Annotated in this window: 23 protein-coding genes; 15 read left to right on the top strand and 8 right to left on the bottom strand. The window is 29.9% G+C overall.

Annotated elements, in window-relative coordinates; all coding sequences use genetic code 11:
- The first annotated feature begins 75 nt into the window (after positions 1 to 75).
- The 4 genes from E5R92_RS03010 to ppdK are packed head-to-tail and all read left to right on the top strand — an operon-like array spanning position 76 to position 6,485.
- On the top strand, positions 76 to 882 hold the full coding sequence (locus tag E5R92_RS03010; RefSeq protein WP_168606631.1) for a S49 family peptidase: 807 nt from the start codon (positions 76 to 78) through the stop codon (positions 880 to 882).
- The gene (locus tag E5R92_RS03005; RefSeq protein WP_168606630.1) at positions 872 to 1,756 is read left to right on the top strand and encodes a glycine--tRNA ligase subunit alpha; all 885 of its coding nucleotides are present in this window, start codon (positions 872 to 874) and stop codon (positions 1,754 to 1,756) included. The genes E5R92_RS03010 and E5R92_RS03005 overlap by 11 nt, the downstream gene beginning before the upstream one ends.
- Positions 1,756 to 3,822: a glycine--tRNA ligase subunit beta gene (gene glyS, locus E5R92_RS03000; RefSeq protein WP_168606629.1), complete on the top strand. Its 2,067-nt coding sequence runs from the start codon at positions 1,756 to 1,758 to the stop codon at positions 3,820 to 3,822. Before E5R92_RS03005 ends, glyS begins: the two co-directional genes overlap by 1 nt.
- A complete protein-coding gene (ppdK, locus tag E5R92_RS02995; RefSeq protein WP_168606628.1) occupies positions 3,822 to 6,485 on the top strand; it encodes a pyruvate, phosphate dikinase in 2,664 nt (887 codons plus the stop codon). Before glyS ends, ppdK begins: the two co-directional genes overlap by 1 nt.
- Here ppdK and nadC read toward each other — a convergent pair.
- From nadC to ygfZ, 3 genes are read right to left on the bottom strand one after another with little or no spacing between them, the layout of a single operon-like run.
- Positions 6,482 to 7,315, bottom strand: coding sequence for a carboxylating nicotinate-nucleotide diphosphorylase (nadC, locus tag E5R92_RS02990; RefSeq protein ID WP_168606627.1), 834 nt, complete (start codon positions 7,313 to 7,315; stop codon positions 6,482 to 6,484). The genes ppdK and nadC overlap by 4 nt on opposite strands.
- 5 nt (positions 7,316 to 7,320) lie before the next feature.
- The gene (gene nadA, locus E5R92_RS02985) at positions 7,321 to 8,310 is read right to left on the bottom strand and encodes a quinolinate synthase NadA (RefSeq protein WP_168606626.1); all 990 of its coding nucleotides are present in this window, start codon (positions 8,308 to 8,310) and stop codon (positions 7,321 to 7,323) included.
- Between the two features lie 53 nt (positions 8,311 to 8,363).
- Positions 8,364 to 9,248 carry a CAF17-like 4Fe-4S cluster assembly/insertion protein YgfZ gene (ygfZ, locus tag E5R92_RS02980; RefSeq protein WP_168606625.1) on the bottom strand — a complete coding sequence of 295 codons (885 nt, stop codon included), beginning with the start codon at positions 9,246 to 9,248 and terminating at the stop codon, positions 8,364 to 8,366.
- A gap of 43 nt (positions 9,249 to 9,291) precedes the next feature.
- Here ygfZ and E5R92_RS02975 point away from each other — a divergent pair, with 43 nt between their 5' ends.
- A complete protein-coding gene (locus E5R92_RS02975; protein ID WP_168606624.1) occupies positions 9,292 to 10,596 on the top strand; it encodes a dihydroorotase in 1,305 nt (434 codons plus the stop codon).
- On the opposite strand, the gene E5R92_RS02970 is transcribed toward E5R92_RS02975, so the two are convergent.
- Together E5R92_RS02970 and E5R92_RS02965 are read right to left on the bottom strand one after the other, a co-directional pair.
- Positions 10,593 to 10,925, bottom strand: coding sequence for a DMT family transporter (locus tag E5R92_RS02970; RefSeq protein ID WP_168606623.1), 333 nt, complete (start codon positions 10,923 to 10,925; stop codon positions 10,593 to 10,595). The two genes, E5R92_RS02975 and E5R92_RS02970, sit on opposite strands and share 4 nt — an antisense overlap.
- Complete coding sequence (locus E5R92_RS02965) at positions 10,922 to 12,820, bottom strand: propionyl-CoA synthetase (protein WP_168606622.1); 1,899 nt, start codon at positions 12,818 to 12,820, stop codon at positions 10,922 to 10,924. Before E5R92_RS02965 ends, E5R92_RS02970 begins: the two co-directional genes overlap by 4 nt.
- Before the next feature lie 217 nt (positions 12,821 to 13,037).
- On the opposite strand from E5R92_RS02965, the gene E5R92_RS02960 reads away from it, so the two are divergent.
- The 5 genes from E5R92_RS02960 (at position 13,038) to E5R92_RS02940 (ending at position 16,632) form a co-directional block, all read left to right on the top strand.
- The gene (locus E5R92_RS02960; RefSeq protein WP_168606621.1) at positions 13,038 to 13,808 is read left to right on the top strand and encodes a bacteriorhodopsin-like; all 771 of its coding nucleotides are present in this window, start codon (positions 13,038 to 13,040) and stop codon (positions 13,806 to 13,808) included.
- Positions 13,809 to 13,889: 81 nt separating this feature from the next.
- The gene (locus tag E5R92_RS02955) at positions 13,890 to 14,210 is read left to right on the top strand and encodes a 2Fe-2S iron-sulfur cluster-binding protein (RefSeq protein WP_168606620.1); all 321 of its coding nucleotides are present in this window, start codon (positions 13,890 to 13,892) and stop codon (positions 14,208 to 14,210) included.
- Complete coding sequence (locus E5R92_RS02950; RefSeq protein WP_168606619.1) at positions 14,211 to 15,227, top strand: NAD(P)/FAD-dependent oxidoreductase; 1,017 nt, start codon at positions 14,211 to 14,213, stop codon at positions 15,225 to 15,227.
- A complete protein-coding gene (locus E5R92_RS02945) occupies positions 15,224 to 15,850 on the top strand; it encodes a glutathione S-transferase family protein (protein ID WP_168606618.1) in 627 nt (208 codons plus the stop codon). The genes E5R92_RS02950 and E5R92_RS02945 overlap by 4 nt, the downstream gene beginning before the upstream one ends.
- 8 nt (positions 15,851 to 15,858) lie before the next feature.
- Positions 15,859 to 16,632 carry an MOSC domain-containing protein gene (locus tag E5R92_RS02940; RefSeq protein ID WP_168606617.1) on the top strand — a complete coding sequence of 258 codons (774 nt, stop codon included), beginning with the start codon at positions 15,859 to 15,861 and terminating at the stop codon, positions 16,630 to 16,632.
- 34 nt (positions 16,633 to 16,666) lie between these two features.
- On the opposite strand, the gene E5R92_RS02935 is transcribed toward E5R92_RS02940, so the two are convergent.
- A complete protein-coding gene (locus E5R92_RS02935) occupies positions 16,667 to 17,209 on the bottom strand; it encodes a TraR/DksA family transcriptional regulator (RefSeq protein WP_168606616.1) in 543 nt (180 codons plus the stop codon).
- A 78-nt stretch (positions 17,210 to 17,287) separates the two neighbouring features.
- On the opposite strand from E5R92_RS02935, the gene E5R92_RS07465 reads away from it, so the two are divergent.
- The 3 genes from E5R92_RS07465 (at position 17,288) to E5R92_RS02925 (ending at position 19,478) form a co-directional block, all read left to right on the top strand.
- Positions 17,288 to 18,112 carry a glycosyltransferase family 39 protein gene (locus E5R92_RS07465; protein WP_229704562.1) on the top strand — a complete coding sequence of 275 codons (825 nt, stop codon included), beginning with the start codon at positions 17,288 to 17,290 and terminating at the stop codon, positions 18,110 to 18,112.
- A 65-nt stretch (positions 18,113 to 18,177) separates the two neighbouring features.
- Positions 18,178 to 18,609: a hypothetical protein gene (locus E5R92_RS07460; RefSeq protein ID WP_229704561.1), complete on the top strand. Its 432-nt coding sequence runs from the start codon at positions 18,178 to 18,180 to the stop codon at positions 18,607 to 18,609.
- The gene (locus E5R92_RS02925) at positions 18,606 to 19,478 is read left to right on the top strand and encodes a glycosyltransferase family 2 protein (RefSeq protein WP_168606615.1); all 873 of its coding nucleotides are present in this window, start codon (positions 18,606 to 18,608) and stop codon (positions 19,476 to 19,478) included. The genes E5R92_RS07460 and E5R92_RS02925 overlap by 4 nt, the downstream gene beginning before the upstream one ends.
- Here E5R92_RS02925 and E5R92_RS02920 read toward each other — a convergent pair.
- Together E5R92_RS02920 and E5R92_RS02915 are read right to left on the bottom strand one after the other, a co-directional pair.
- On the bottom strand, positions 19,471 to 20,751 hold the full coding sequence (locus tag E5R92_RS02920) for a Y-family DNA polymerase (RefSeq protein ID WP_168606614.1): 1,281 nt from the start codon (positions 20,749 to 20,751) through the stop codon (positions 19,471 to 19,473). The two genes, E5R92_RS02925 and E5R92_RS02920, sit on opposite strands and share 8 nt — an antisense overlap.
- A complete protein-coding gene (locus tag E5R92_RS02915; protein ID WP_168606613.1) occupies positions 20,729 to 21,124 on the bottom strand; it encodes a LexA family protein in 396 nt (131 codons plus the stop codon). Before E5R92_RS02915 ends, E5R92_RS02920 begins: the two co-directional genes overlap by 23 nt.
- A gap of 165 nt (positions 21,125 to 21,289) precedes the next feature.
- Between E5R92_RS02915 and E5R92_RS02910 the strand changes: the two genes are divergently transcribed.
- Positions 21,290 to 21,859 (top strand): SOUL family heme-binding protein, encoded by a 570-nt coding sequence (locus E5R92_RS02910; RefSeq protein ID WP_168606612.1) that lies wholly within the window; start codon positions 21,290 to 21,292, stop codon positions 21,857 to 21,859.
- The gene (locus tag E5R92_RS02905; protein WP_168606611.1) at positions 21,860 to 22,222 is read left to right on the top strand and encodes a GFA family protein; all 363 of its coding nucleotides are present in this window, start codon (positions 21,860 to 21,862) and stop codon (positions 22,220 to 22,222) included.
- Positions 22,223 to 22,224 lie beyond the last annotated feature (2 nt).

The raw sequence follows: 22,224 nt of genomic DNA, 5'->3' as shown, positions 1-22,224 counted from the left end.
TTATCAATTGACGCACCTTAATCTTCAACTATAAGTAGGCTTTATATTAAATCAAAAATTCTATAAGGATTAACAATGTTCTCTTTTTTTAAAAAGAAAAAAATAATAGCTCATATCAAGCTAAATGGTGTGATTGGAAATGCTGGAAAGTTTAAACAGGGCATAGATTTTGCAGGACAAGAAGAGATTATAGAAAAGGCTTTTTCACTAAAAAAAGCTAAAGCAGTGGCAATTACAATCAATTCACCAGGTGGATCACCCGTACAATCACATTTAATCTATAAATTTATTCGAGCTCAAGCTAAGAAAAACAAAATAAAAGTAATAGTATTTGCAGAAGATGTTGCTGCTTCTGGTGGATACTTAATAGCTTGTGCAGGTGATGAGATATATGCAAATTCAAGCTCAATTATTGGATCTATCGGAGTTATTTATTCATCATTTGGATTTACAGAATTGATTAAAAAAATTGGTGTTGAAAGAAGAGTTCATACTGCAGGAAAAAATAAAAGTTCACTAGATCCATTTCAAGAAGAAAAGTCAGAAGATATTGAGAGACTTAAGAACATTCAATTAGATCTACATAAAGACTTTATTAAAGTTGTAGAAGAAAGCAGAGGATCTAAACTTAAAAAAGATGGTATTGAATTATTCTCAGGAGAGTTTTGGGCAGGCAGCAAATCAAAAGAGCTAGGTTTGATTGATGGATTGGGTAATGCCAATGAAATTTTAAAAGAAAAATTTGGTGAAGATGTTGTTATTAAAAAATTTGAAAAGTCTAAAGGTTGGTTAAGTAAAAAACTTTCATCTTCTAGTAATCAAATGGATCAAATAGCTAATATTCTAGAAGAAAGATCTATCTGGCAAAGATATGGCTTCTAAAGAAAAAATTATAAAACCTAAATTTCAATCTTTTCAAGATACTATTTTAAATCTTCAGAAATATTGGGGTAAACATGGTTGTGTTATTCTTCAACCTTATGATATTGAGGTAGGGGCTGGAACCTTTCATCCTGCTACAACCTTGAGATCTCTAGGGCCTAAGCCATGGAAAGCAGCTTATGTTCAACCATCAAGAAGACCTACCGATGGAAGGTATGGAGAGAACCCAAATAGATTGCAGCATTATTATCAATTTCAAGTTTTAATAAAGCCATCACCAGATAATATCAAAAAACTTTATTTAAATAGTTTGGCTGTAATTGGTATTAATCACAAAGAGCATGACATTAGATTTGTTGAGGATGACTGGGAAAGTCCAACTTTAGGTGCGGCAGGTTTAGGATGGGAAGTTTGGTGTGATGGTATGGAAATTACTCAATTCACATACTTTCAACAGATGGCTGGATTTGAATGTAAACCTGTTTCAGTTGAAATTACATATGGTCTTGAAAGAATTTGCATGTTCACTCAACAAATGAAAAATGTTTATGAACTATTATGGAATAATGAAGGTGTAAAATATGGGGATGTATTTCTTCAAGCAGAAAAAGAATTTTCAGCATATAATTTCGAACACGCTAATACAGATAATCTATTTAAAATTTTTGATATGTTTGAGCTTGAAGCAAAAGCATTGGTAGAAAAAAAAATTTCACTACCCGCATATGATCAATGTTTAAAAGCAAGCCACGTATTTAATATTTTGGATGCCAGAGGAGTTATAAGTGTTGCTCAAAGAGCAGGCTACATAGGGCGTATTAGAGACATTACAAAAGCAGTTGCTGAAAGTTGGTTAAGCAGTCAAACAGATTAATGTCAGAATTTTTTATAGAATTGTTTAGTGAGGAAATACCAGCTGGTTTACAGCGCAACTCACGTAATACTTTATTAGAAAATTTTCAAAATTTATTTGAAGAAAAAAAAATTTCATTTAAGAAAAGTTCATCATTTTCAACACCAAATCGTCTTATAATTCTATTTGAGGGTTTATCTAAAGAAATAACACGAAAAGCTGAAGAAATAAAAGGACCAAATGTTAATGCACCAGAAAAAGCTGTAGAGGGTTTTTTAAGATCAAATCAAATAGATAAAAAAGATCTCTTTATTAAAAAAATAGAAAAAGGAGAATTTTATTTTTTTAAGAAACCTTCAAATAAAACTAATACAATAGATTTACTAAAAGAATATACACCTCTAATCCTTGATAAATTACAATGGAAGAAATCCATGATTTGGGGAAATTATAATCTTAGTTGGGCGAGACCATTAAAGTCTATTTTAGCAGTTTTTGGTAATAAAAGTTTAGATTTTAAATTTCATCATTTAATATCTTCCAATGCAACATTTACTGATAAAGAGTTTGAAGATAAAAAGAAAATATTTAAAACTTTCAAAAGCTATAAAGATTTCTTCAATCAATCAGGTATAATTATAGATCACGTATTAAGAAAAGACTTTATTATTAAAGAAATTGAGAAAATATCTAGTAAAAATAATTTTATTGTTGAGTCTAACAATAAACTTTTGGATGAAGTCACAGATATAGTTGAGCAACCGAATATTATAGTATGCAAATTTGATCAGAAATTTTTAAATATTCCAAAAGAAATTTTGATAGTTACGATGCAATATCATCAAAAATATTTTCCAACATTTGATAAAAAAGGAAAAATTACCAATGAATTTTTAGTTGTGGCAAATAATCATGATGAAAAAGGTTATATTAAACTGGGTAATGAAAGAGTTGTAGAGGCAAGATTAAGTGATGCACAATTCTTTTGGGAAAAAAATAAATCTCAAAATTTAGTTAAGCAAGTTTCAAAATTAAAAAGTATGAACTATTTTAAAGGTCTTGGATCTTATTTTGACAAGATTCAAAGAATGAGAAAGCTTGGAGGAATGATCTCTGATGAGCTATTGATTAGCAAAGATCAAGTTGAGTTGTCAGCATCGATTTGTAAAGTTGATTTAATTTCTGATATTGTTGGTGAATTTCCAGAGCTTCAAGGAATTATGGGTGGACATTTTGCTGGAGTGCAAGGTTTTGATAAAGAAATAGCACTAGCTATAAGTGAACATTATCAACCAACAGGTCTTGATAGCAAAACTCCAAAGAAACCATTTAGTATTGCTTTAGCTTTAACTGATAAGATTGATACCTTGGTAGGATTTTTTGGAGTCAATCAAAAACCTACAAGTTCAAAAGATCCCTATGCACTGAGAAGATCAGCATTAGGAGTTATAAAATTATCAATTGATAATAATAAAGAATTTAAAATTAAAGATCTTATTAGTTATTCAACATCACTACATAGAGACCAAGGCTTTGAACTTTCAAATGATTTATCTCAAAAAGAATTATCAGAGTTTTTAATGGATAGATTAAAATATTATATGAAAGAAAAGAAAATTAGAACAGATATCACTGAAGCTAGCATAAACTCATATGGAATAGACCATATGAATAAAATATATAAAAAAGCCTTAACTTTAAATAATTTAATAAATGAAGAAATTGGTGAAGATGTAATGGTAAGCTACAAAAGAGCATCAAGTATACTAGAAAGTGAATTAAAAAATAGTGATCTTGAAATATCAAATACAACTGACCCTGGTATTTTTAAAAATGACTATGAAAAAAATCTATTAAAAAAGATTAATGAATTAAGAAAATATTTTACAAATATAAATAAAGATGAAAATTACCTAGAATCACTTACAAATTTAGCGGGTGCTAAAAAAGTGATTTTTGATTTCTTTGACAATGTAAAAGTTAATGATGAAGATAAAAGTATCAAAAAAAACAGATTGGAACTTTTACAAATGTTATGTAGAACCTTTGATAACTACATAAACTTTTCAAATATTGAGACCAAATAGTGAATAAATTAATTTTAAACTTCAAGTCCAAGGACTCAAAAAAAATAAAAAACCCAAAAAACTTTTTGGGTGGAAAAGGTGCAAATCTTTCTGAAATGGGAAGAATAGGTTTACCTGTTCCACCAGGATTTACCATCTCAACTAAAGTGTGTGAATTATTTTATAAAGATAAGAAAAAATTAAACTCACAAATAGTTAGTACTATAAACAAAGAATTAAAAATTATTGAAAAAGAAGTTGGAAAAAAATTTGGTGATTTAAAAAATCCGTTATTACTATCTGTTAGATCTGGTGCTAGAGTTTCTATGCCTGGTATGATGGACACAATTTTAAATTTAGGTTTGAACGATAAAACAGTAATTGCACTTGCAAATAAAACTTCCAACATGAGATTTGCAAAAGATAGCTACAGAAGATTTATCCAAATGTATGGAAATGTTGTAATGGGAGTTGAAGGTTATCATTTTGAAGAATTAATTGAAAACTACAAACTAACCAAAGGTGTTTTACTTGATACAGATTTAGATGAAAATGATTGGGAAGGGTTAATTAATGATTTTAAAAAAGTTGTTAAGGATCAGGCTAAAAAAGATTTTCCTCAAAATGTAAATGAGCAATTACTTGGTGCAATTAGTGCGGTATTTTTATCTTGGGAAAGTAATAGAGCAAAAGTCTACAGAAAATTAAACCAGATCTCTTCAGAATGGGGAACAGCAGTTAATGTTCAGTCTATGGTGTTTGGTAATATGGGTGATGATTGTGCAACTGGTGTTGTCTTTACAAGAAATCCATCCGATGGTGTTAATGAAGTTTATGGTGAATACTTAATTAATGCTCAAGGAGAAGATGTTGTAGCAGGAACAAGAACTCCTCAGTATATAACCAAAAAAGCAAGGAAAGATGCAAAGGTAAAAGAAGCTTCAATGGAAGAATCTATGCCAAAGGTTTTCAAACAACTAGATAAAATTCTAAAAGTTTTAGAAAAACATTACAAAGATATGCAAGACGTAGAATTTACAGTTGAAAATAATAAATTATGGATGTTACAGACAAGATCTGGAAAGAGAACTTCAAAATCTGCAGTTAAAATTGCAGTAGATATGGTTAAAGAAAAATTAATTTCAAAAAAAGAAGCAGTGATGAGAATAGACCCAGCTTCCTTGGATACTTTATTACACCCCACATTAGACGAAAAAAGTTCAGTAAACGTTATAGCGAATGGATTACCTGCCTCACCTGGTGCCGCTAGTGGTAAAGTTGTTTTTTCATCAGAAGAAGCAGAAAGATTAAACGACATGATGCAAGATACTATCCTGGTAAGAGTTGAGACATCTCCAGAGGATATTCATGGAATGCATGCTGCTAAAGGAATTTTAACTGCTAGAGGTGGAATGACTAGTCATGCTGCAGTTGTTGCAAGGGGTATGGGCAGACCTTGTGTATCTGGCTCAAGTGAAATTGATATTAATTATGAAGCTAAAATTTTCAAAACATCTTCTAATGAAGTTAAAGAGGGAGATATTATTACAATAGACGGTTCAACAGGTAGAATTATCTTAGGAGAAGTACCAACAGTTAAACCAGAAATTTCTGGAGACTTTTCAAAACTAATGAGTTGGGCAGATGGTTTTAGAAAATTAAAAGTTAGAACTAACTCAGAAACACCATTTGATACTAAAACAGCACGTGACTTTGGGGCAGAAGGTATTGGTCTTTGTAGAACAGAGCATATGTTTTTTGACGAAGAGAGAATTTTATCTGTTAGAGAAATGATTTTATCAAAAACAGTACAGGATAGAAATAAAGCTCTAGCAAAACTTTTACCACATCAAAAAAAAGATTTTGTTGAAATATTTAAAATTATGAATGGCTTGCCAGTTACCGTAAGGTTATTAGACCCACCATTGCATGAGTTTCTTCCTAAAACTGAAAAAGAAATTAATGATGTTGCAACTGTCGTAGGTCTTCCTTTAAAAGAAATTGAATCTAGAATTAATGAACTGCATGAACAAAACCCGATGTTAGGACATAGAGGATGTAGATTAGGTATTTCATTTCCAGAAATTTATGAAATGCAATGTAGAGCAATCTTTGAAGCTTTGTCTGAACTTAAAATAAAAAAAATTAAGTCAGCATTTCCAGAGATTATGATCCCTCTAGTATCAACTGAAGCTGAAATTAGAATAATGAAGGACTTAGTTGTAAGAGTTGCAAAAGAAGTTCAAAAAGATAAAAAAGTTAAAGTTGATTATTTAGTTGGAACCATGATTGAGTTACCAAGAGCAGCCATCAAAGCAGATGATATAGCTAAACATGCGGAGTTCTTTAGTTTTGGAACTAATGACTTAACCCAAACAACATTTGGTTTAAGTAGAGATGATAGTGGTAAATTTTTAAATGATTATCTTGATAATAAGATTTTTTCTATAGACCCATTTATCTCTATAGACGATGGAGTAGGTGATTTAATAGAAATTGCAGTTGAAAAAGGAAGAAAAACAAATAAAAAAATTAAACTTGGAATTTGTGGAGAACATGGTGGAGACCCTAAAAGTATTCACTTTTGCGCAAATGCAGGTTTAGATTACGTTTCTTGCTCACCATATAGAGTTCCAATAGCAAGATTAGCTGCTGCACAAGCAGAGTTGTCTAAAAAAAATTAAATTTCTAATTTAAAATCTATAGCAGGCACACTATGAGTGATGCTACCAATAGAAATTCTATCAACACCAGTTGCTGCAATTTTTTTAACTGATTTTAGGGTTACATTTCCTGAAGCTTCTGTCTCGTAATGTTTTTTGGCTAATTTAACACCAGCTTTAAGTGTTTTGTTGCCCATATTATCAAACAAAACAGTATTAAATTTTAAACCCATTATTTGTTTAAGCTGATTTAAATTATCAACTTCAACTATGATTTTTCTTCCTTTTTTATTTTTGATTGCAAGAGACACTAAAGTTTTAATATCAGAGCTTGCAATGTGATTATCTTTAATAAGAAATTCATCACTTAAGTTGAATCTATGGTTTGTACCACCACCTAACTTAACAGCATATTTTTGTATTACCCTTAAGGTTGGAATTGTTTTTCTAGTACAACAAATTTTACATTTTTTATTAACCAATTTAACAAATTGATTAGTTTTAGTGGCAATTCCAGAGACATGACTCATAAAATTTAAAGCAACTCTTTCACCAATTAGAATATTTTCAGCCTTACCCTCAATTGTAGCTATTATGTCATTCTTAGTAATTAAGGAGCCTTCTTTTTTTCTAATAATAAATTTAATTTTATCATCTATTAATTTAAATGTTTGTTTTGCAAATTCTAATCCAGCAACTACTGCTTGTTGATTAGAAATTAACTTAACTTTTATTATTTTGCTATTTTTAACTAAGTTTGAGGTAATATCACCAGAGGGATATAGATCTTCATTTAAAGCAAGCTTTACAATATTCTTGATATAATAATTACTTAATTTAATTTGAGACACTTTTATTATCTGCCGATCGCAACCATTCTTTCAACAGGAATTCTTGCTTTTTCTATTGTTTCTTTATCCATTATGATTTCACCTGTTTCATTTTCTAGGCAATCTAAAATTTTTGGTAATGTAATTTTTTTCATATGAGGACAAAGGTTACACGGTCTAATAAATTCTACATTTGGGTTTTCTACTTGAATATTATCACTCATTGAACATTCAGTAACCATCATAACTTTTTTAGGTTGATTGTCCTTAACATATTTAATCATCCCACCAGTTGATCCAGCAAAGTCACTTGCTTTAATTACGTCAGGTGGACATTCTGGATGAGCTATTATTTTAATACCAGGATTTTTTGCTCTAATATCATGTATTTCTTTTTCAGTGAACTGATCATGAACCATGCAAACACCTTTCCAGGCAATAATTTCAACTTTAGTTTGAGAAGCAACATATTTTGCTAAGTAATCATCAGGTAAAAAAATAACCTTCTTAACACCAAGAGATTCTACAATTTTAACTGCATTTGCAGATGTGCAACAAATATCTGTTTCAGCTTTCACATCCGCAGAAGTATTTACATACGAGACAACAGGCACACCTGGATATTTTTCCTTTAATAATCTTACATCTTTACCTGTGATTGATGATGATAAAGAACAACCAGCAGTCATATCAGGAAGTAAAATTTTTTTTTCAGGACTCATTAACTTGGATGTTTCTGCCATGAAGTGAACTCCTGCCATTACAATAATATCGGCCTCAGTTTTTGAAGCCTCAATTGCAAGAGCTAACGAGTCTGCTGCAACATCTGCAATACCATGATAAATTTCTGGAGTTTGATAATTATGAGCAAGTATAATTGCATTTTTTTCTTTTTTTAATTGATTAATTCTATGAATATAAGGAGCATGAACTGACCACTCAATCTCAGGCATGACCTTTGAGATTTTTTGATAAATAGGATCGGTTGCTATTCTTACTTCTGGTGTAAATTCCATGTCAAAACTTATCAATTAGGTTAATATTTGTCATTCCTTATTATGCCACACTACTATATCCAATTTGGTATTTTTATTCTTAAAACAGCATTTTCACTTTTTAACTCAGTATCTTTTTTAAAGTTTTCATCTAGATATTTGATTAATGCAAAGGGATACTCATCATTAATCAATACTTTGCCTATTTCAATATCATTAGCATAAATTGAAGCACCCTCAGTTAATTTTCCACTGATTAATTGTATAGCTAATAATCTTTTAGAAAGTTTGTTTTTTAGTTTTATTCTAGCTGTATTTTCTTGCCCAACATAACAGCCTTTTTTAAAATCTATTCCATTTAGCTCCTCAAAATTACACTCAATTCCAAATAATTTATTTTGTAATTTATTCATTTCTTTTTGAGCAATTCCTAGTTCATGACTTAATTCGTAATATTCAGTAATTGGGGAATCTTTTAGCTCTAATTTCTTTAAAGATAGGTAAAGTTTTTCTAAATTAATAATAAGCCTTGCACCCAGATCTTTATTTCTTGGGTCTAATAAAATAGGGTCCTCTCTATATTTTATTGTGTTTCCAGATTGATCCTTAGCACCTTCAAATTTTAAAAACTTTTCATGACTAAATGCTGCAATTACAAATTCATTGCTTAAATTCATAATTTCAACTTTAGATCTAAGCTTGTAGGTGCTCAGTTGTTTAAAGAGAGTCTCTGTTTGAGATTTTTCACAATCTATGAAGTAACCAGCTTTATGTTTTACAATAATAAAAGCAAATAAAAATTTTCCTTGTGGAGTTAGTAATGATGCAAAGCAGCTATTATCGTCATTAACCTTGTTAATGTCATTACTAATTAGGTTTTGTAGAAATTCTTTTGCATCTGCTCCATTTATATACAGAATCCCTCTATCTTCTAAAATATATACATTTTGAATATTCATAATTGATTGATCTCTAAATATAATATAATTACTTTTTTCATAAATGTTAGATCTAATAATTAAAAACGGCTCATGCTACATAGACAAAGATCTTAAAGATCAAGATATAGCAATTAAAGATGGTAAAATTATAAAAATTGGCAAAATTGATAATGAAGCTAAAGAAGTTTTTGATGCTAAAGGGTTAACAGTTTTACCGGGCTGTATTGATACCCAAACTCATTTTAGAGAACCTGGGTCAACAGATACTGAAGATTTACACTCAGGAAGTAGAGCTGCAATAGTAGGTGGCATAACAAGCGTGTTTGAAATGCCAAACACTAATCCACCAACATCTACCAAGGTAGAATTTCAGAAAAAATTAAATTTAGCTAGAAATAGAATGTATTGCAATTATGCATTTTATTTTGGAGCAACAGCTGACAACGCAAGTGAGTTAGCAGATTTGGTAAATTTAGAGGGTTGTTGTGGAATTAAACTGTTTGCTGGATCGTCAACTGGAAACCTTTTAGTTGCTGAGGAAGAGGATATTGAAAAAGTATTTAAAAGCAGCTCAAAAGTTGTTGCAGTACATTCTGAGGATGAAGCAATTTTAAATATTAATAAAAAATTGATTAAAGAAGGAGATGTTCATTCACACCCAATTTGGAGAAGTGCCGAATGTGCAATCTCATCTACTAGAAGAATAGTTAGAATTGCTGAGCGATATAAGAAAAAGGCCCATATTCTTCATATCACCACAAAAGAAGAGATTGATTTTTTATCACAACACAAAGGCAACATAACATTTGAGATTACTCCACAACATTTAACAATCTACGCTCCAGACTGTTATGATAAACTTGGAACTTATGCTCAAATGAATCCTCCTTTAAGAGATAAGTCTCATTATGACAGGTTGTGGTATGGAGTAAAAAATAACCTTAATGATACAATTGGTTCTGATCATGCTCCACACTTAAAAGAAAACAAAGAAAAAAATTATCCAAATTCACCATCTGGAATGCCAGGTGTTCAAACACTTTTACCAGTTATGTTAAATCATGTTAATGATGGAAAATTAAGTTTAGAGCAATTAATGAATTCTATATGTGAAAATCCAATTAAGATCTTTGGAATTAAAAACAAAGGTTTTATAAAAGAAGGATTTGACGCTGATTTCACAATCGTAGATATGAATAAAAAGATTATAATTAAAAACGAAAATATTGAAAGTAAATGTGGTTGGTCGCCTTTTGATGAATATGAATTTAAAGGCACACCAGTATCAACAATCATTAATGGTCAAATTAAAATGAAGGATGGTAAAATTTTAGGTGATCCTGAGGGTAAGCCTTTAAAATTTTAGATAGTTTTTACAGAAAAGCTATTTACAAGCACTACCCCAAAAACAATAAAAAATAATCCTAATACAGCCTGCCAAGATAAAGACTGTTTAAAGAAAGCATATCCCAATATTGCAACAGTAAATACTCCAAGACCACTCCATGTTGCGTAAACAATAGCTATTGGAATTTTATCAACAACAAAAGTTATAAGATAAAAAGACAGCAAATAAAAAACTGCAAGAGTAGTGGTTGGGATAATTTTTGTAAAATTTTGTGAAACAGGCAACAACATCGTTCCACCTACTTCAAAAAAAATTGCAACTATTAAAATTAGATATGTTTTAATCACAACTTAAGAATATTATTTTTAATTAAGTCTTCTTTTATCTCAATTAAGATAGCAGGATCATCAATAGTTGCTGGCACCTTATACTCTTCACTATCAGCAATTTTTCTAATAGTTCCTCTTAATATTTTGCCAGATCTAGTTTTTGGTAATCTTTTAATAACAATTACAACTTTAAATGCAGCAACAGGCCCAATACTATCTCTAACCATTTTTATGCATTCTTTTGAAACAGTTTCGTTATCTTTTTTAACACCTGTCTTAAGAACGACTAGACCAATTGGTAATTGCCCTTTTAATTTATCAGCAATTCCTAATACTGCACATTCAGCTACTGACTGGTGTTCTGATAAAACTTCTTCAATTGCACCTGTTGATAATCTGTGACCTGCAACATTAATAATGTCATCTGTTCTAGACATAATCCAGATATATCCATCTTCATCTATATGACCTGCATCATATGTTTCATAGTAACCTTCATAGTTCGTCATATAATTATCTTTGTATCTTTTATCTGCATTCCATAAGGTTGGAAAAGTTCCAGGAGGTAAAGGTAATTTTACAACTATATCTCCCATTTCATTAGGTTTTGCTAAAGTTTGATCTGGCTTCATGATTTGAACATCATATCCAGGGACTGCCTTACATGCTGAACCATATTTTGTTTTCATCATTTCAATTCCTGTACAATTAGAACTAATTGCCCAACTTGTTTCAGTTTGCCACCAATGGTCAATTACTGGAACTTTTAATAAATTTTCTGCCCATTTAATTGTATCTGGATCAGCTCTCTCACCAGCTAAAAACAATGACTCAAATTTACTTAAATCATATTTAGAAAAAAACTTACCCTCAGGGTCTTCTTTTTTAATAGCTCTAAAAGCAGTTGGAGCTGTAAAAAGCGATTTTACTTTATAGTCTGAAATTATTTTCCAAAAAGCTCCAGCATCAGGAGTGCCAACGGGCTTTCCTTCAAATAAAACTGTAGTGCAACCTTTAAATAAAGGGGCATAAACAATATATGAATGTCCAACAATCCAACCGATATCACTTGCTGACCACCAAACATCATCAGCATCAATATTGTAGATATTTTTCATAGTCCATTTTAGAGCAACTATATGACCACCAATATCTCTAACTATTCCTTTAGGAACACCGGTAGTTCCTGATGTATATAAAATATAAGCTAAATCATTTGAATTCATTTCCACACAATCTACTTCTTTTGCATTTGAAAGTGCTTCACCCCAACTGATTTCTTTTGGAGCATTAAGTTCAACAGTATGATCTATTCTTTGAAATAAGATCATTTTATCAATTTTATGAGAAGCCATCTTAATTGCTGCATCAACCAATGGTTTGTACTCAACAGTTTTTCCAGGTTCAAAGCCACATGAAGCTGTAACTATTACTTTTGCCTTACTATCATCAATTCTGCTAGCAAGTTCATTAGAAGCAAATCCCCCAAACACGACAGAATGAATGGCTCCAATTCTACCACATGCTAACATTGCTATAACTGCCTCTGGAATCATAGGCATGTAGATTATAACCCTATCACCTTTCCCAACTCCTTGATTTTTTAGTGCACCTGCAAATTTTGAAACTTTTTCTCTTAATTCCTTGTAGGTAAACTGCTTTTTGTTCCCAGTTATTGGGCTATCATAGATTAAAGCTAGCTTGTCACCTCTGCCTTGATCTATATGAATGTCTAAAGCATTGTAGCAAGTATTAGTGACACCATCTTCAAACCATTTATAAAAAGGTGGGTTAGATTTATTTAAAATCTTAGTAGGTTTTTTAAACCAAAAGATATCATTAGACACTTCTTGCCAAAAATTTTCAGGATTTTTTAAAGAATTTTGGTAAATATCATTAAATTTTTTTGACATATTAATTGATTCTATTTTGTTAGTTTTCTAAGCTTATTAAATTAAAAATTGTATTAAAATTTAAAAAGTAAGTAAAATCAATACAAATTAGACATAATTAAACCTTCTAAAAACTAGATAACTTTGATAGTTAACCATCAACATGATTTAAGCGTTTGTTTAAATCTAGTTTATATAAACTAAAAAGTTAAAAACTAACAAAAAGAGGGAGTTTTTTATGAAAAAACTAAAATTGTTTGCCCTTACAGCTGTAGCCCTAATAGGTGCCTCAGGTGTGGCAAATGCAGAGACAGCCATGTTGGCTTCTGACGACTTCGTTGGGATCTCATTCTGGCTTGTATCAATGGTGATGTTAGCGTCGACTGCTTTCTTTTTCCTAGAAGCGGGAAATGTTGCAGCAGGTTGGAGAACATCAATAATTGTATCTGGTCTAGTAACTGGTATTGCCTTTGTACACTATGTGTATATGAGAGATGTATGGGTAATAACTGGTGAGTCACCAACTGTTTACAGATATATTGACTGGTTAATCACTGTGCCATTACTGATGATAGAATTTTATCTTGTTCTAGCAGCAGTAGGTAAAGCAAATTCTGGAATATTCTGGAGATTGTTAATTGGAACAGTTGTGATGCTTGTAGGTGGATACTTAGGAGAAGCAGGATACATTAACGCTACACTTGGTTTTGTAATCGGTATGGCTGGATGGTTCTACATTCTTTATGAAGTGTTCTCTGGTGAAGCAGGAAAAGCTGCAGCAAAAAGTGGAAACAAAGCTCTTGTTACCGCATTTGGTGCAATGAGAATGATCGTTACAGTTGGTTGGGCAATTTACCCATTAGGTTATGTATTTGGTTACCTAACAGGTGGTGTAGATGCTGACTCACTAAACGTGATTTACAACATAGCTGACTTGCTAAACAAAACTGCATTTGGTCTAATCATTTGGGCTGCTGCAATACAATCTGGTGGTAGAAAAGCTAAGTAATTAGTAAACCTAAATAATTTAAAAAGGGCGAGTACATTTTGTGCACTTGCCCTTTTTTTTTATGTAATTATATATAATTAAATGCCTAAAATTACTTACATTGAAAATAGTGGAAAGTCTCATACCATAGAAGTTTCTAATGGGTTGAGTGTAATGGAAGGTGCTGTTCAAAATGATATTCCTGGAATTGATGCCGATTGTGGTGGTGGAATGGCTTGTGCTACTTGCCATGTTTATGTCAAAGAAGAATGGTTTGATAAACTTCCAAAAAAAGAAGATGGAGAAGAAGATATGATAGACATGGCTTTTGAGCCTAATAAATTTAGTAGATTAAGTTGTCAAATATTAGTTTCAGATGAATTAGATGGACTAACAGTTAGTATACCATCAAAACAAGGCTAAATGATAAAAACAGATACTTTAATAATAGGAGCAGGGCCAGTTGGATTATTTTGCGTTCATCAATTAGGCATAATTGGCCTTAAGTGTGAAGTAGTAGATAATTTGGATAAAATTGGTGGTCAATGTATTGAACTTTATCCAGACAAACCTATTTATGATATTCCTGCAATGCCCGAATGCACTGGAGAAGAGCTAACTAATAACTTAATTGAACAAATTAAAGTGTTCAAAACAAATTTTCATTTAAATGAGCGAGTAGAAAAAATTAAAAAAGTTGAAAAAAAATGGTTAATAAATACCAATAAAGGAACTGAATTTGAAGCATCAAGTATAATTATTGCTGCAGGTGTTGGTTCATTTGAGCCAAGAAAATTTGCAATAAAAGAAATTGAAAAGTATGAAGAAAAACAAATACTTTACTCAATTAAAAATAAAAAAATTTTTAAAGACAAAACAGTTACCATTTTTGGTGGAGGAGATTCAGCATTAGATTGGGCGATTGAGCTTTCAAATACATCTAAAGTTATATTAGTTCATAGAAGAGATGAATTTAGAGGAATGCAAGCAAGTATTGATAAAGTTAATCAATTAAAAGATGAAGGTAAAATAGAAGTTTATACAAGATATCAACTAGGTTCTGTTAGCGGTAATGAAAAAGTTGAAAGCATTAATATTAAACATGATGATGAGAGTTTAAAAGAAATTAAAACTGATTATGTTTTGGGCTTTTTTGGATTAATAATGCAACTGGGACCTATTGCTGAATGGGGATTAAATTTGGATAAAAAAACAGTTCCCGTTAATACTGAAAGTTTTGAAACTAATAAAAAAGGAATTTTTGCAATTGGTGATATCTGTTCTTATCCTGGAAAGCTTAAGTTAATTCTATCAGGCTTTCATGAGGGCGCTCTTGCTGCAAGAGGATGTTTTAAATATGCAAAACCAGATGAAAAATATAGATTTGAATTCACCACATCTTCAAAAAAAGTCAAAGAACGACTAGGTGTGAAAGAGTGATTGAGCTCTTCAGTTCTGATACTCCAAATGGGAAAAAAATAAGTATATTATTAGAAGAGATAGGTTGTGACTTTAAAGTTACAGTAATAGATTTATCAAAAGATGATCAATTGAAACCTGATTTTAAAAAGATAAGTCCTTTTGGTAAAATACCTGTAATTATAGATCATGAAAATGAAGTGTCTGTGTTTGAATCTGGAGCAATCCTTATGTATTTAGCTGAGAAATATAATAAATTTTATGAAATTAAAGATCGCAATATAATAAATCAATGGTTGATGGCACAAATGGGAACTATTGGACCAATGCTAGGGCAACATCATCAGTTCCATCATTATAATCCAGGTAAAAGCCAATTTGGAGAAGAAAGGTTTTTTAAAATTGCAAAAAGACTTTATGGTGAGCTAGAAGAAAGATTATCTTTATCAAAATACTTAGCGGGAAATGATTATACAATTGCAGATATCGCAACATGGCCTTGGATCGCAAGACATGAATGGCATGATATTGGTCTTAAGAATTATAGCAACTTAACTAGATGGTATTTAGATATTGCAAAAAGAGAAGCAGTTGTTAGAGGGTACGATTTACTAAAAAACAACTCTGTGATTCCACAACCCTAATAATCCTTATGAGTGTTTTGATTTCATCAATATACTTTAGTCCTGTAAAATCTTTATCTTTTACAAATATCAAATCATGTGTCATTAAAAAAAATTTGGGAATTGTAGAAGATAGAAGTTTTGCATTTTCTAGAATTATTGATTCAAAAAAAGCACTTATAGTTGAAAAAAACCCAAATGAAAGAAAACTTAATAATTTTTTAACATTAAAAAATTCTCCAGTATTAAATAAATATAATTTTGAATACGAAAATAACAAATTAATTTTAAAGCTTGGTGATAAGGTGATATTGTCAATAATAGTGGACGATCCAGAGCAAAAATCTAAACTTGAAAATAAAATACTAGAATTAGAAGATTCACTGATGAAACCAATTTTCTTATTACAAAGTGATGTGGCTCCTTTCTTTGATACTTCTCATTCAAATAAGATATTTAATTCTATATCCCTTATAAATCTAAATAGTATTAAAGATTTTGAAAAAAAAATTAATCAAAGGATTGAATTAGAGAGATTTAGAGGAAATTTTTATATTGAAGGGCTTGAAGCTTGGGAAGAGCGCAAATGGATTGGAAAGATTATAAAAATTAATAATATCTCTTTTAAGGTAGAGAAAAATATTCCACGCTGTACTACGATTAATTTAAAACCTGAAACAGATATTAGTGATAAGAGTTTGCTGAAGTTATTGAAAAAAAGCTACGATCATTTTGATATGGGTGTTTACTTGAGATCTCTAGATGAAGGTAAAATAGAAGCTGGAAATATACTAGAGTATTAACAATAAAGAGAGTTTAAATATTAATTTTGAAGTTTTAGTCGTCAGCGTATACTTTTTCATCTTTTTCATGCTTTTCTTGTGCTGCAATACAAAGATGCGCAACTGGTCTTGCCATTAATCTTTTTATTCCAATTGGTTCAGCAGTTTCTACACAAAATCCGAAAGTTTTATCTTTTATTCTTATTAAGGCTTGGTCAATTTTAGAAATTAATTTAATTTGTCTATTAATTGCTTTCATTTCTACAGTTTTATCTGTGTAAGAGCTTGCTTGATCGACAATATCTGCTGAAACACTATTGTCATCCATTGAACCATGGTAGAGAGCTTCATTATTTGCTTTTACTAGTTCTTTTTTCCACTCAGTAAGTTTTATTTTGAAAAAGGATAAGTGCTTATCACACATGTATTTTTCGGTATCTTTTGGGATGTAGTTTTTTGAAATTTTAATTGGTGCCTTTACTTTGATTACAGGTGTACTAATTTTTTTTATTACTTTAGTAGGTTTTTTGATTGCAACAGTAACTTTTTTTGCTTTAGCTTTTGCTTTTTTAGCAGGTGGTTTTGAGATTTTAGGCATATGTATAAATTTAGTGGCCGGAGTATATTCAGCAATTAATACGTGTCAAGCAAGCTTAATTCATATAAAATCAATGAAATGTTAATCAATAAAAACAATATAAATAAATTGTTTTATAGTTTTCTTATAATTCATTTAATTTTATGGACATTGGTTCCCACATTAACAAATAACAATTTACCACTTGATACAATTGAAGCTTTGGCTTGGGGAAGTAATTTAGATTGGGGATTTGATAAACATCCACCAGCAAGTGCATTTTTTCCAGAAGTTATTTATCAACTTTTTGGATCACATGATTGGGCTTATTACTTGTTAAGTCAATTGTTTGTGGTAACTGCATTTATTGTCGTTTTTAAATTTGCTGAAGAACTTTTTAAGAATAAAACTTTAAGTTTAATATCTGTACTTCTTTTAGAGGGTATTTATTTCTATAATTTTACAACACCTGAATTTAATGTGAATGTTTGCCAATTACCTTTTTGGTCGTTGTGTGTTTATTATTCTTGGAAAATATTTGATAAACAAAGAATAACTTTGAAGGATTGTTTTTTGCTTGGAATTTTTGCAGCTATAGGTTTTTTATCAAAATATCTTTTTATTTACCTTTTAATATCAATAGACTTATTATTTTTTTATATAATTTTTATAAAGAAATATAAAAAATTTGATTTCAAATATCTAATATCTTTAGAGGTTTTTATTGCTTTGTTGGTTCCCCATTTAATTTGGTTAACTAATAATGATTACATTACAATTACGTATGGGCTAGCTAGAACAGGGCTGGAAAACTCAAGTTTATTAGATCATATAACTTACCCTTTAATATTTTTAGGCAAACAAATAGGAATATTAATTCCATTTTTTTTAATGTCGTTTTTTTTAATAAAAAAATTAAGTTAAAAATAACTTTAAAAGATAAGAAATTATTATTCTTAATATTTATTAATCTAATTCCAATTGGATTAATGTTTTTAACTTCCATGTTAACAGGGTCTAAAATAAGAACAATGTGGATGACCCCATTTTATTTATTTTTTGGCGTATTAATTGTCTACATTTTTCAAGCTCAAATAAATCTTAAAAAGTTAAATGGGTTTATATCAACATTTTTGATTTTATTTATTTTTTCACCTTTTGCTTATGCCTATATTTCAATTACTGAAACAGATAAAAGAACAGATTATTTAGGTAAAGAAATAGCAATTAAAACTGAATACTTATGGAAGCAAAATTATACATTGCCAATTAATGTTGTCCTTGGTGATGAATGGCATGCTGGAAATTTATCATATCACCTAAATTCTAGACCAGTTTGGGAAGGATTGATTACAAAAGATAAGCTTAAGTCATTGTCGAAATTTATTTGCATTGATAATATTTGTATAGGAAATAGATGAGCAAAATAAAAATTCTAATCCCCATATATAATGATTGGAAGTCAGCTTTTAAACTTTTAGAAGATATAGATTTAGAAGTTAATGATTTAAAGCATGAATTCTCAATTATAATTGTAAATGATTGCTCTACGGAAGAAAAACCTACCAATGATTTTAATTTCAATAACCTTAAGTCTATAAAAATAATCAACATGAAAATAAATATGGGACATGCTAGATGTAATGCGTCTGGCTTAAGATATATTGCTGAGCATGAAGATTATGATTATATAATTCCAATGGATGGAGATGGTGAAGATAGATCAGAAGAAATAACTCTTCTTATTAATAAGATAAATGACCATCCTGATAAAGTTATTACAGCTAATAGAGTAAAAAGATCTGAAAGTTTTTTCTTTAAACTTTGCTACTTTTTACACAAATATTTAACTTTTATTTTCACTGGACAGTCTATTAAGTTTGGCAATTTTATTTGCTTACCTAAGCATGCAGTTAATAAAATGATAAAAGATAAAGCAACATGGAGTAGTTTTTCAGGTGCTGTTGCTAAACTATTTAAAGATAGAAAATTTATTCCATCAATAAGAGGTAAAAGATTTTTCGGTCCATCGAAAATGAGTTTTATTAACTTATTAAAACACTCACTATCAATTATAGCTGTTTTTAAAATGACACTATTGATCAGATCTATATTTTTTTTAATTGCTTACTTATTTTTAGTTGCCGGTAATCTATCATTGATTACATTATTGCCTTTTATAGGAGTTATTATTATGATGATTTCAGTAATTATACTTTCTCAGAGAGAAAATATTAAAGAATTTGAAAACTCTTTAGAAAATATTAGCAGTGTAGATCAACTTAAATAGCCTTTATTATTGGTAGCGAATGAAAGTCAGCTGTATCTATCTTTGAAGAATGGTCTCTTCTCATATTCCATTTTTTATTTATTCCTGCACTAGCTAAACTTAATGTTGATCGTCCATACCTATAATTTGTGCTATCAATAGATCTCATTAAATCTTTAATTTTCTCATCTTTTTCAGTGGAAAATAGATTTTTACTGCCATTTGAACTAACTAAACCAGTTAATGTTATTCCTGCTTTTTGATATCTGTATCCATTAATAAAGATTTCATTTAATGCAATCAAAGCAGTTTTAACTATTTCAATACTATTATTGGTAGCTATTGGAAAATCTATAGTTTTAGCATTTGAATAATACACCCCTCTATTTTGAAAAGGACTTGTTCTAACAGATACGGTTATTGATTTTGCAATTAAAGATTCTGATCTAATTTTTTCTGAAGCATTTAAACAGTAACTTGCAACAGCTTCTTGCAATTCTTGAAATTTTTCAACCCTAGTACCAAATGATCTTGATACTACACAACTTTTTCTTTTTGAAGTTTTAGTTTCTAATGGAATACAAGGAATACCTCTAAGCTCTAATGCCGTCCTAGAACTTAAAACATTAGAACTTTTTTTAATCCAAGTGTTTGACATATTTTTTAATTGCTTAGCATTATAAATTCCATTTTGATGATAAAATTTTGTCATCTGTTTACCAACTCCCCACACATCGTTGATATCTATTTTTTCTAATAGTGGATCAATATTTTCAATTCCTATTAAGTTTGTAACACCAGATTGTTTTTTCTTTGCTATATGATTTGCAATTTTGCTTAGCGTTTTTGTTTTAGCAATACCAATGCTAGTTGGAATTCCTGTCCATTGTAAAACAATGCTTCTAATTTCTTTTCCCACATCCTCTATTTCATCATCTGGATAATTACTCAAATCTAAAAAGGCCTCATCTACTGAATATATTTCTAACTCAGGATTAAATCTTTTTAAAGTTCTCATCACTCTTCTAGATAAATCTCCATATAAAGAATAATTTGAAGAAAATACATAAACTTTATTTTTAAGTATTATTTCTTTAGCTTTAAAGTAAGGCTCGCCCATTTTAATACCAAGAGACTTTGCTTGATTTGATCTCGCAATAATGCAGCCATCATTATTAGACAATACGACAACTGGCTTATTTCTAATTTTAGGATTGAATAATCTTTCACAAGAAACATAAAATGAATTACAATCAACTAATGCTATCTTCTTAGTACGTTGAATGGATGACATAAGTCACAACCCCCCAAATAAATACTTCCATTTCATCACTAATAATTATTTTATCTTCAATATTTTTTGAACCTGATGTTAAAAATTGACCATCTTTTGATTTAACAAAACTTTTAACAACTAACTCATCGTGAACATTTGCAACCACTGTTGAAAAATTTTTAGGTTTTAAGCTTCTATCAATAACTAATAAGTCACCATCATAAATACCAACATCGGTCATTGATTTTCCTTGAACTCTAATAATAAAAGTAGCTGGAACATTTTTAATTAAGTGAACATTAAGATCTACATCCTCTTCGATATAATCTGTTGCAGGAGAGGGGAAGCCAGCTCCAGCTTTATGTAAATAAAAGGGAATAGTTAATTTCATGTTCTTGGTTTGTTCTAATTTATAGACTAGTTATATAGTACACGCAATAGGTTGCATTTTGAGTCTGTAAATGAATCAAAGGTGAATCAAAACGTGAACATTGAAACTACATTTTGTGCTCTTGTGGATAACTTCAACCAGAGATAGTTTAAGCCTCATATTAAAATGAAAAAATTTCTATCAATTGTGTTTCTTGGCTTAATTATAACTTCTAACAGTATGTCTTATGAAGAAGCAAATTATAAAGTAGTGAAAAAAAATAACATTTATGAAATCAGAAAATATTCTGATCGTTTAGTTATTGAAACATCAATATCAAATGAAGGCAGTAGTTTTAGAAAATTATTTAACTACATATCAGGCAACAATGATAAAAATGAAGAGATTAAGATGACAACACCAGTTACTCAAATGGAAAAAAAAGGAAATATGACTATGCAATTTTATTTACCTTCAAAGTTTAATAAAAAAAACATACCGAGCCCGTCTAATCCAGATATTAAAATATTAAATATTAAAGGCGGTTATTATGCGGTTATTAGATACTCAGGAAGGGCTTCTGATAAAAATTTTACTAAACATAAAAGCATTTTAGAAAATGAATTAAAAAAAGATGACATATCTATTTTGAGTGTACCCATTAAAGCAACTTATGATGGGCCTTTCACACTACCTATGAACAGAAGAAATGAAGCAATGTTTGAAATTAATATAAAAAATAAAGGAGAAATATAAATGAAAAAACTAACATGTCACTGTGGAGAAGTAGAAGCAGAAATAAACGTGCCTGATAATTTAGAAAAAGTTTTAAAATGTAATTGTTCTATTTGTAAAAGAAAAGGAGCAATAATGTCTATGGTTAAGAACGAAGATTTTAAAATAATTAAAGGTGAAGATAAATTAAAACTTTATCAATTTCATTCAAAAATTGCAAAACACTATTTTTGCTCGGACTGCGGAATTTATACGCATCATAATCCAAGAGCCAATCCAGCTATGACAGGATTTAACCTTGGATGCATAGATGAAATAAATACGTTTGAATTAGAAAATGTTGCAGTCAACGATGGGCAAAATCATCCTCTAGATAATAAGTAATT

Source organism: Candidatus Pelagibacter giovannonii, assembly GCF_012276695.1.
In the GTDB taxonomy this organism is placed as follows: domain Bacteria; phylum Pseudomonadota; class Alphaproteobacteria; order Pelagibacterales; family Pelagibacteraceae; genus Pelagibacter; species Pelagibacter giovannonii.
The sequence above is the reverse complement of the archived record's forward strand: the minus strand, read 5'-3'. Positions and strand labels throughout refer to the sequence as shown.

Excerpts from the sequence above, each read along its gene's own strand:
- E5R92_RS02975 (WP_168606624.1), top strand. The coding sequence starts at position 9,292 with ATGTTAGATCTAATAATTAAAAACGGCTCATGCTACATAGACAAAGAT.
- E5R92_RS02935 (WP_168606616.1), bottom strand. The coding sequence starts at position 17,209 with ATGCCTAAAATCTCAAAACCACCTGCTAAAAAAGCAAAAGCTAAAGCA.
- E5R92_RS07460 (WP_229704561.1), top strand. The coding sequence starts at position 18,178 with ATGTTTTTAACTTCCATGTTAACAGGGTCTAAAATAAGAACAATGTGG.
- E5R92_RS02915 (WP_168606613.1), bottom strand. The coding sequence starts at position 21,124 with ATGAAATTAACTATTCCCTTTTATTTACATAAAGCTGGAGCTGGCTTC.
- E5R92_RS02950 (WP_168606619.1), top strand. The coding sequence starts at position 14,211 with ATGATAAAAACAGATACTTTAATAATAGGAGCAGGGCCAGTTGGATTA.
- E5R92_RS03005 (WP_168606630.1), top strand. The coding sequence starts at position 872 with ATGGCTTCTAAAGAAAAAATTATAAAACCTAAATTTCAATCTTTTCAA.
- E5R92_RS02910 (WP_168606612.1), top strand. The coding sequence starts at position 21,290 with ATGAAAAAATTTCTATCAATTGTGTTTCTTGGCTTAATTATAACTTCT.
- E5R92_RS07465 (WP_229704562.1), top strand. The coding sequence starts at position 17,288 with ATGTTAATCAATAAAAACAATATAAATAAATTGTTTTATAGTTTTCTT.
- E5R92_RS03010 (WP_168606631.1), top strand. The coding sequence starts at position 76 with ATGTTCTCTTTTTTTAAAAAGAAAAAAATAATAGCTCATATCAAGCTA.
- E5R92_RS02960 (WP_168606621.1), top strand. The coding sequence starts at position 13,038 with ATGAAAAAACTAAAATTGTTTGCCCTTACAGCTGTAGCCCTAATAGGT.
- ygfZ (WP_168606625.1), bottom strand. The coding sequence starts at position 9,248 with ATGAATATTCAAAATGTATATATTTTAGAAGATAGAGGGATTCTGTAT.
- nadA (WP_168606626.1), bottom strand. The coding sequence starts at position 8,310 with ATGGAATTTACACCAGAAGTAAGAATAGCAACCGATCCTATTTATCAA.
- E5R92_RS02920 (WP_168606614.1), bottom strand. The coding sequence starts at position 20,751 with ATGTCATCCATTCAACGTACTAAGAAGATAGCATTAGTTGATTGTAAT.
- E5R92_RS02955 (WP_168606620.1), top strand. The coding sequence starts at position 13,890 with ATGCCTAAAATTACTTACATTGAAAATAGTGGAAAGTCTCATACCATA.
- E5R92_RS02940 (WP_168606617.1), top strand. The coding sequence starts at position 15,859 with ATGAGTGTTTTGATTTCATCAATATACTTTAGTCCTGTAAAATCTTTA.
- glyS (WP_168606629.1), top strand. The coding sequence starts at position 1,756 with ATGTCAGAATTTTTTATAGAATTGTTTAGTGAGGAAATACCAGCTGGT.
- E5R92_RS02905 (WP_168606611.1), top strand. The coding sequence starts at position 21,860 with ATGAAAAAACTAACATGTCACTGTGGAGAAGTAGAAGCAGAAATAAAC.
- E5R92_RS02965 (WP_168606622.1), bottom strand. The coding sequence starts at position 12,820 with ATGTCAAAAAAATTTAATGATATTTACCAAAATTCTTTAAAAAATCCT.
- E5R92_RS02925 (WP_168606615.1), top strand. The coding sequence starts at position 18,606 with ATGAGCAAAATAAAAATTCTAATCCCCATATATAATGATTGGAAGTCA.